Origin of the sequence: Pseudanabaena sp. 'Roaring Creek' (genome assembly GCF_001402795.1) — a bacterium.
GTDB lineage: Bacteria > Cyanobacteriota > Cyanobacteriia > Pseudanabaenales > Pseudanabaenaceae > Pseudanabaena.
Window position 1 is genome coordinate 23,619 of the sequence record NZ_LIRE01000019.1, and the last position, 7,003, is coordinate 30,621.

General features: G+C 39.7%; 8 protein-coding genes. 6 read left to right on the top strand and 2 right to left on the bottom strand.

The genetic code is table 11. The annotated features are described in order from the left end of the window. The first annotated feature begins 5 nt into the window (after positions 1-5). From AC805_RS00535 to AC805_RS25300, 6 genes are all read left to right on the top strand, one after another. The gene (locus AC805_RS00535) at positions 6-635 is read left to right on the top strand and encodes a hypothetical protein (RefSeq protein WP_055073599.1); all 630 of its coding nucleotides are present in this window, start codon (positions 6-8) and stop codon (positions 633-635) included. Then, a complete protein-coding gene (locus AC805_RS00540) occupies positions 632-1,789 on the top strand; it encodes a hypothetical protein (protein ID WP_055073600.1) in 1,158 nt (385 codons plus the stop codon). Before AC805_RS00535 ends, AC805_RS00540 begins: the two co-directional genes overlap by 4 nt. A 12-nt stretch (positions 1,790-1,801) precedes the next feature. Further along, positions 1,802-2,956: a cysteine desulfurase family protein gene (locus tag AC805_RS00545; RefSeq protein ID WP_055073601.1), complete on the top strand. Its 1,155-nt coding sequence runs from the start codon at positions 1,802-1,804 to the stop codon at positions 2,954-2,956. Between the two features lie 139 nt (positions 2,957-3,095). Then, complete coding sequence (locus tag AC805_RS00550) at positions 3,096-3,857, top strand: ParA family protein (protein ID WP_072143482.1); 762 nt, start codon at positions 3,096-3,098, stop codon at positions 3,855-3,857. Next, positions 3,848-4,225 carry a hypothetical protein gene (locus AC805_RS00555; RefSeq protein WP_055073603.1) on the top strand — a complete coding sequence of 126 codons (378 nt, stop codon included), beginning with the start codon at positions 3,848-3,850 and terminating at the stop codon, positions 4,223-4,225. Before AC805_RS00550 ends, AC805_RS00555 begins: the two co-directional genes overlap by 10 nt. 711 nt (positions 4,226-4,936) lie before the next feature. After that, a complete protein-coding gene (locus AC805_RS25300) occupies positions 4,937-5,095 on the top strand; it encodes a ParA family protein (protein ID WP_156341261.1) in 159 nt (52 codons plus the stop codon). Positions 5,096-6,355: 1,260 nt separating this feature from the next. Here AC805_RS25300 and AC805_RS25305 read toward each other — a convergent pair. Then, positions 6,356-6,523 carry a hypothetical protein gene (locus AC805_RS25305; protein ID WP_156341262.1) on the bottom strand — a complete coding sequence of 56 codons (168 nt, stop codon included), beginning with the start codon at positions 6,521-6,523 and terminating at the stop codon, positions 6,356-6,358. Beyond that, positions 6,523-7,003: hypothetical protein (locus tag AC805_RS25965; protein WP_197278590.1), on the bottom strand; the 481-nt coding region annotated here is incomplete at its 5' end. The genes AC805_RS25965 and AC805_RS25305, both read right to left, overlap by 1 nt.

Consider the following 7,003-nt stretch of genomic DNA (forward strand, 5'->3'; position numbering starts at 1 on the left):
AAACAATGACTATTCTCATTCCTGATACTTGTGCATTAGCCCATATATATGATATCTACATTGGCACTTCTCATATTACTAATACACTCAACAATTTTTTTGAGGTGCAAGTTCCAACTGAAATATGCACTGAAGTTAGAAGGAATAAGAACTTATTTGGCATACATTCAACTGAAATTATACGGTTTGTTAGTCAATCGAAAAAGCAGTTTCATCGTCAGCAAGACTATGAAAATACTCTTTTAAAAAACTTTTCGCCTACGGGAAACCCTCATAAAAATCGTGGCGAACGCTTAATCTGTTCTCTTTCACTCCATTTAGTACGTAAACGAGTCGATGGATATATAATTGTATTAACCGATGATATGAAAGCACATCGTGGATTTAATTGTTGGTTTGAGGAACGATTTAAAGTGATAAAAACTTGGTCATCTCTAGATTTAATACCATATATCTATTTGTCCATTTACCCAAAATGGACTTTGGTTCAAGCTATGACGGCTTTAAAAGCTGTAAACGCTCGCATAGGAGGCAACGACGTGACTCCCCGCTTGTTAAAATCCCGTAAGCATCTAAATGAACTACACGACATATTACATAATCTACCCAAGCCTAGGTTAAGAGGTATCCTATGAATTACAACATTAATTGGAAGTCAATCGGTTTAACAGAAAACCCTTTTACTGTTTCCCCGCCAGACGATCCTAACCTAGCAGTATGGGCAGGGATGGAAGAACTCAAAAATGAGTTTAATGAAGTTCTACGTGAAGCTAGAGGGTCATCTCCTACTCAAGTAATTTTGTGCCGTGGACCAGTTGGAGGTGGAAAAACACATGCCTCTCTCTACTTTAGTCTGAATGAACATTGGCCAGATCAAGAGCCTAGTGTTCGGGATATCTTTGTCTTAAGAGTTCCAACACCAAAAGAGACTGGAAAACCTGATAGAGACTTTTATATTGATGTTATGGAGTCAATCGGTCTTGAAAACATCAGAGATGCTGTGCGTAGAGCAATTGACGAAGTTGGTGTTAATACTGTCCAAAGCACTCTTCGCAAAATAATGGTCAGTGCTGATCTATCTAGCGCTTTAATTCGTTTAGGAGATCATCAAGATAATCCATTACTTAATGCTTACTTTTTAGGAAAATGTACAACATCAGAATTACGCAAGTTAGGATTAAATCGCAATATTGAAAAAACACAAGACTATTTTCGAGTGTTGGCAGGTGTATTTCAATGTCAAATTGGACTTTCTCTGGAGTCCTCTCCACATAAGCATAGTCGTCTTTGCCTTTGGCTTGATGAAATGGAAGACTTCGTATATTTTACGCCCTCACAATATCGTCCATTTGGTCAAGGTTTACGTGAATTAGTTGATCGGCTACCTTCTTTTTTCACGCTTTTTATGAATTTTACTCTTACCTCATCTGAAGAATACGAAGAAATTGAGTTAATTCTTGGTAAGTATTTGATTGATCGGGTGACAAGAAATATCTTTTTCGATGAAATGCGTGATGAAGACAAAGTTATATATGTTAGTCAACTATTGGCTAGCTATAGTACTGATGAACCTAAGGAAAGTGAGCTATATCCATTCAGAGCAGAAGCACTCAAGCTATTACTATCAGAATTGCCCCGCAGGACCCCAAGAGATGTAAATAAGCGTTGTAGAAATGCTCTGATTAAAGCCTTTGGGCAAGGTATTTTCGAGGAACATTTAAGAGGCTGGATAGAAAGTGATTTCGTGCAAAAAATTTCAAGGGAAGAACTTGATAAAGAACTTGGATAATTTTAGAAACTCATGTTAAGCCTTCGCCCCATCTATCTCGATTATCACGCCACAACACCTGTTGATGCTCGTGTAGCAGAGGTGGTTCTATATTACATGACTACAGTCTTTGGCAATGCCAGTAGCATCGATCACATCTACGGCGATGAAGCAGATAGCGCTATCAAGCAAACATCGAAACAAGTTGCAGATTTGGTGGGGGCTTTGCCCAGAGAAGTCATCTTCACATCTGGCGCAACAGAGAGCATCAACCTTGTCTTACAGGGACTGCCCAATTCTGGCAAAAAGCGCATCGCTGTTTTACCTGTCGAGCATAAAGCCGTTCTCGATACTTGCGAAGCACTATCCAAGAAAGGGTTAGCTGAGATTTTATTCCTGCATGTCGATCGCCAAGGCAAACTAGACCTCAAACATCTCGAACAAGTCTGCACCGAAGGGCTATCCTTGCTCTGCATCATGGCAGCCAACAACGAAATCGGCACGATCTACCCCATTCAAGCAGTCGGCGCGATCGCCCAGAAATATAACATTCCTTTTCTATGCGATGGCTCACAAGCAGTGGGCAAAATTCCTATTGAATTTACCGAGTGGGGAATTACTTACCTTGCAATTTCAGGACATAAACTCTACGCTCCTAAAGGCATAGGTGCATTAATCGTTAAAAAGGGGCATTATCTCGAACCCATAATCCACGGTGGTGGTCATCAGAAAGGAATGCGATCGGGAACGCTCAACGTGCCAGGGATAGCTGGATTAGGTGAAGCCTGCCGCCTACGTCAGTTAGAAATGGCAGTAGATGAACGAGTCATTGCTGCTAAACGCGATCGCCTACAAACTCTCCTACAAGAAAGAATTTCCGATCTTGTAATCAATGGCGATCGCGCAAACCGACTCTCAGGCAATCTCCATGTTTCGATCCCTGGTATTCCCAGTAAAGCAATTATCGTCAGAATCCGCGATCGACTTGCCATCTCTACTGGTTCGGCTTGCTCCTCAGGCGTAGAAGCCCCTTCTCATGTTTTGCAGGCGATCTCTTTGCCTGCAAATCTCATTGAAGGAGCGTTGAGAATTAGCATTGGCAAATTCACCACAGATGAAGATTGCGATCGTGCGGCAAATATCTTAATTGCAGCAGTGCTTGAAACTAAACAAGTTATTTTTGGTTAGGTTTTTTGTAGACAAGAAAAGAGAAAAATTCAAGACTCTTGAAAAATATAATCAAGAATCTTGATTATATTTTTCAAGAGTCTTGACTCTGTATTGAAGATTCTATATTATTGCTTTTGAACTTTCATCAAGATCAATAATGGCTATCAAGCTATCTGTATTCAATATGAAAGGTGGAGTAGGCAAATCAACAACTGCCTATAACCTAGCGGTAGGGCTAGTTAAATTTCACCAAAAACGAGTTTTGATTATAGACATTGACTCGCAGGGAAATGCTGGGGCAGCATTAGGTATTGAAATATGGCAACTGCAAAAACAGTTAAAGGATGTTCTTCAGCGTCACGCAAAGCTGTCTGAAATCATTGTCAAAACTAATTCGGGTGTCGATGTAGCTCCCTCCAACATCCTCCTTGCCGAAGAAGAGATCCCAATTTCGGGACTGCCAGGTAGAGAGTTGTTACTGAGGAAAGCGATCGCGTCGGTCGAAGCGCAATATGACTTTATCTTGATTGACTGTCCGCCAAACATTGGCGTATTTACAATCAATGCACTCATGGCTGCCGAAGGTGTAATTATTCCCGTAGACATGAGCTACCTCGGTTTACTTGGCATCAGGGGAATCGAACGCGCCCTTTCATTAATACGAGACTCTCTAGAACATCCAATACAGATTGCTGGCGCTCTTGCGACTCGGTTCGATGGACGCAACAACTTGAGCAAAGAAGTTCAGCAATCCTTACATAATCACTTTGGTGATCGCATGTTTAAAGCTGTGATTCCTGAAACGGTGAAATTGCGTGAGGCTCCCAGTCATGGGCTATCTATTTTTGAATACGATGCCAACGGGACAGGAGCAAAAGCATATAGGGAATTAGTTGATGAGGTAATGAAATGGCAGTAAAGAGATCGGCATTAGGCAACAATCCACTAGCGCAAGGTATCTTTAGTAAGACCGAACCTGAAGAAGAATCTTTAATCAAGAATCAAGAATCAATCACCATCAATCAAGAATCATCATTCTTGATTGATGGTGAAAAAGAAAAAATTAATCTCAGACTGTCACTCGAATTAAATGACTGGCTTGATAATTTGCTGAAACAAGGTAAACGAAAGCACGGGCAGAAGATTGCTAAGGAAGTATGGGTTCAAGCTGCGCTCGAATTATTTCGAGCAATGCCGATCAACTGGGAGGAAATCCAGACTGAAGAAGAACTACGTTCAACTCTCTTGAGACTTGAATCAAGAATCAAGTCTCAAGATAATCAATAGTTTCTTTTGTATTTGTGTTGCAGGTACTTTGCACTCGCAAGACAATTCAATTACATTGATCGCTTACGATTTACTTCAAGCAAATCTTACTTTTTAAGCTAGCAGAGACAATTCGCTTCAGCTATACTCCCTTCCCAGAGCAAAATTAGGCACTTACCTAGGCGAGAACTCACCTTAGAAAAGATCGTTCTGGGGACTAATCGTATGCTTATTTTTTGAGTGGGAAAGGATTAGCCATTCCTAGATTTGTACATTGAACAATCTTGTTTCAAGAATCTTGATTAATTATTCTTGAAACAAGATTGTTCGTTCTAGCTTGAAAATTTGCTCAAAAAGGAACAACTTAAAGATTGAAAATAATTTATGCAATAAGGACGGCCTGAAGATGCAATCAAAATATTTTGAGCATTAAAAGCTTAAACCCCTTGAAATCATATATTCAAGAATATTTAAACTTGAATCTTGATTCAAGTTTAAATATTCTTGACAGCCACAATTCTACTTTCAGATATCGAAAGTCTTACATAATTCAAGATTGGTCAACTTTTTAGTAACCCAAAATAATTTGTAGCTAGCCTCTCACAATATCTTTAATAAGCTCATATAGGTAATATTTCAAGAATATTTAATCATTAATCAAGATTCTTGAAAAAAGACTAAACAACTAGCCTAATAATTTGTCAAACATGACACAAGAAGGATCGGAGAAAATTGCACTGGGCGCAGCAATCCTTACATAATCACTCTGGCGATCGCATGTTTAAAGCCGTGATTCCTGAAACAGTGACATTGCGTGAGGCTCCAAGTCATGGAATTTCTATTTTGAATACGATTCCAACGGAATATGAGCAAAAGCGTATAGGGAATTAATAGCACTAAAGAGATCGAAATTAGGCAACAACTGTCTAGCTCAAGGTATCTATAGTAACACCGACCCCGAAGAAGAATCTTTAATCAAGAATCAAGAACCATCAATCAAGAATCATCATTCTTGATTGATGGTAAAAAAGAAAAAAATTAATCTCAGACTTTCACTTGAATTAATTGACTAGCTTGATAATTTGCTGAAACAAGTTAAACGAAAGCACGGGCAGAAGATTGAGGAAGTATGGTTTCAAGCATTGCTCGAAATAATTCGAGCAATACCAATCAACTGGGAGGAAATCCAGACTAAGGAAGAACTACATTCAACTATCTTGAATCTTGATTCAAGATTCCCATTAAAATTCAAACTTTAGGGATTGCAAAAAGTCTACTTTCTACATTGGGCAATGTTGTCACTGAATATTCTTAATTTCAGTGCGATAACCTGTACCAGAATCATGGTGCATTGAACATCCATATCAGATAAGTTTTTGTAAGCTAAGTGCAAAAATTTTCTTTGCGTGCGTTGCCCCCACATTGATCGCTTACTGTTTACTGCAAGCAAATCTTACTTTTTAGGCAAGCAGAGAAATTTAGCTTCAGCAGATAGTCATTACTGTTAGTGTCATGAGTTATTCGCGCTCGACCAAAGCGTAAAAATTGAGTGGCTCTGTGTAAAGGTTTCAAAAAGCCAAAATCTGGAGCGCGAATAACTCATGACACTAACCATTACTAGATATATACAACTAGCAATCTTGTTTCAAGAATCTTGATTGATGATTCTTGAAACAAGATTGCTCACTCGATCTTGATAATTTGCTAAAGAAAAGCTAACACAAAGATGAAAAGAAATTGTGCAATAAGTAAGGACTCAAGCTGTACTCAAATTATTCTGAGCAATGAAGATCCTGGATTAAAAGCTCAAGTAAGAGGAAAATATATATTCAAGAATCTTTAATCTTGAATATTGAGCTTACATGATTCCAGCAATATAGATCTGTAAAACATCATGTCAAAAGTCCAAGAAAATGGATTTTTGAAAGCTGAAACAACCAATCTACGTTCGCTATTTTTGCACCTTAACAAGGGTAGCCATAGAGAGTAAAGGTTTGTGGGGATATTGGTAAAGACAGACTAGTGGACTGTTTCATCTAAAATAGTGCAATAGAAAACTTGGCGAAGCCATTCTTGACAGTTTTTTGATAGATCGACTATTGCATCACTTTAGATGAAACAGTCCACTAGGAAACGTTAGCCATAGTTTGGTTACATCGCCTCAGAAGTGATATCCCCAGACTTAATCAGAGTATGGAATATCACCGAGAGCAAAATCCTATAAGAAATAAATCTTGTCACCATCCAGAGAGTGATCGCCCGATTACGGGCTAGTTTCTCAGAACCGCACCGCACCACGAATCCTGTATCTACACCCATTAGGGACTAGAGTTTGTCTGCCGATCGCGTTCTAGTCTTTCCAGTTCGGCTTGCAAGCTAGCAATTTCCGATGCAGATTTACTCCTACGCAAAATTGGCGTTTCTAGTAAAGCTTTCAGATAGCCAATCCTGCTTCCAATCGCCGAGATTGGCTCAGATTTTGGTGGTTCATAAGGTCGCAAGCAATCGGCATTGGCAGTTTTCGGAGATGGATTTTGAGAGATCGCTCTTTTGGAGCTTTCAGTTTTTGGCGGACTTAGCCTGCCGTGAGTCTCGATCCACATCGGATCGCTAGTTTTTTGCGACGAATTTGACGAGTGAGTGAGGGCTTGAAAATCAACGTCGGCAAATTTTGGCAATTCTTGCCCTCGCAGGGGCGTTTCAGGGCAGACTAACGCTTTATATAGGGCTTTTTCTGTAACAGTCCTTTCTGTCTCGGTTTCAGCTTGTTCGATCGGGGGGGCGATCGCTATGGGGGAT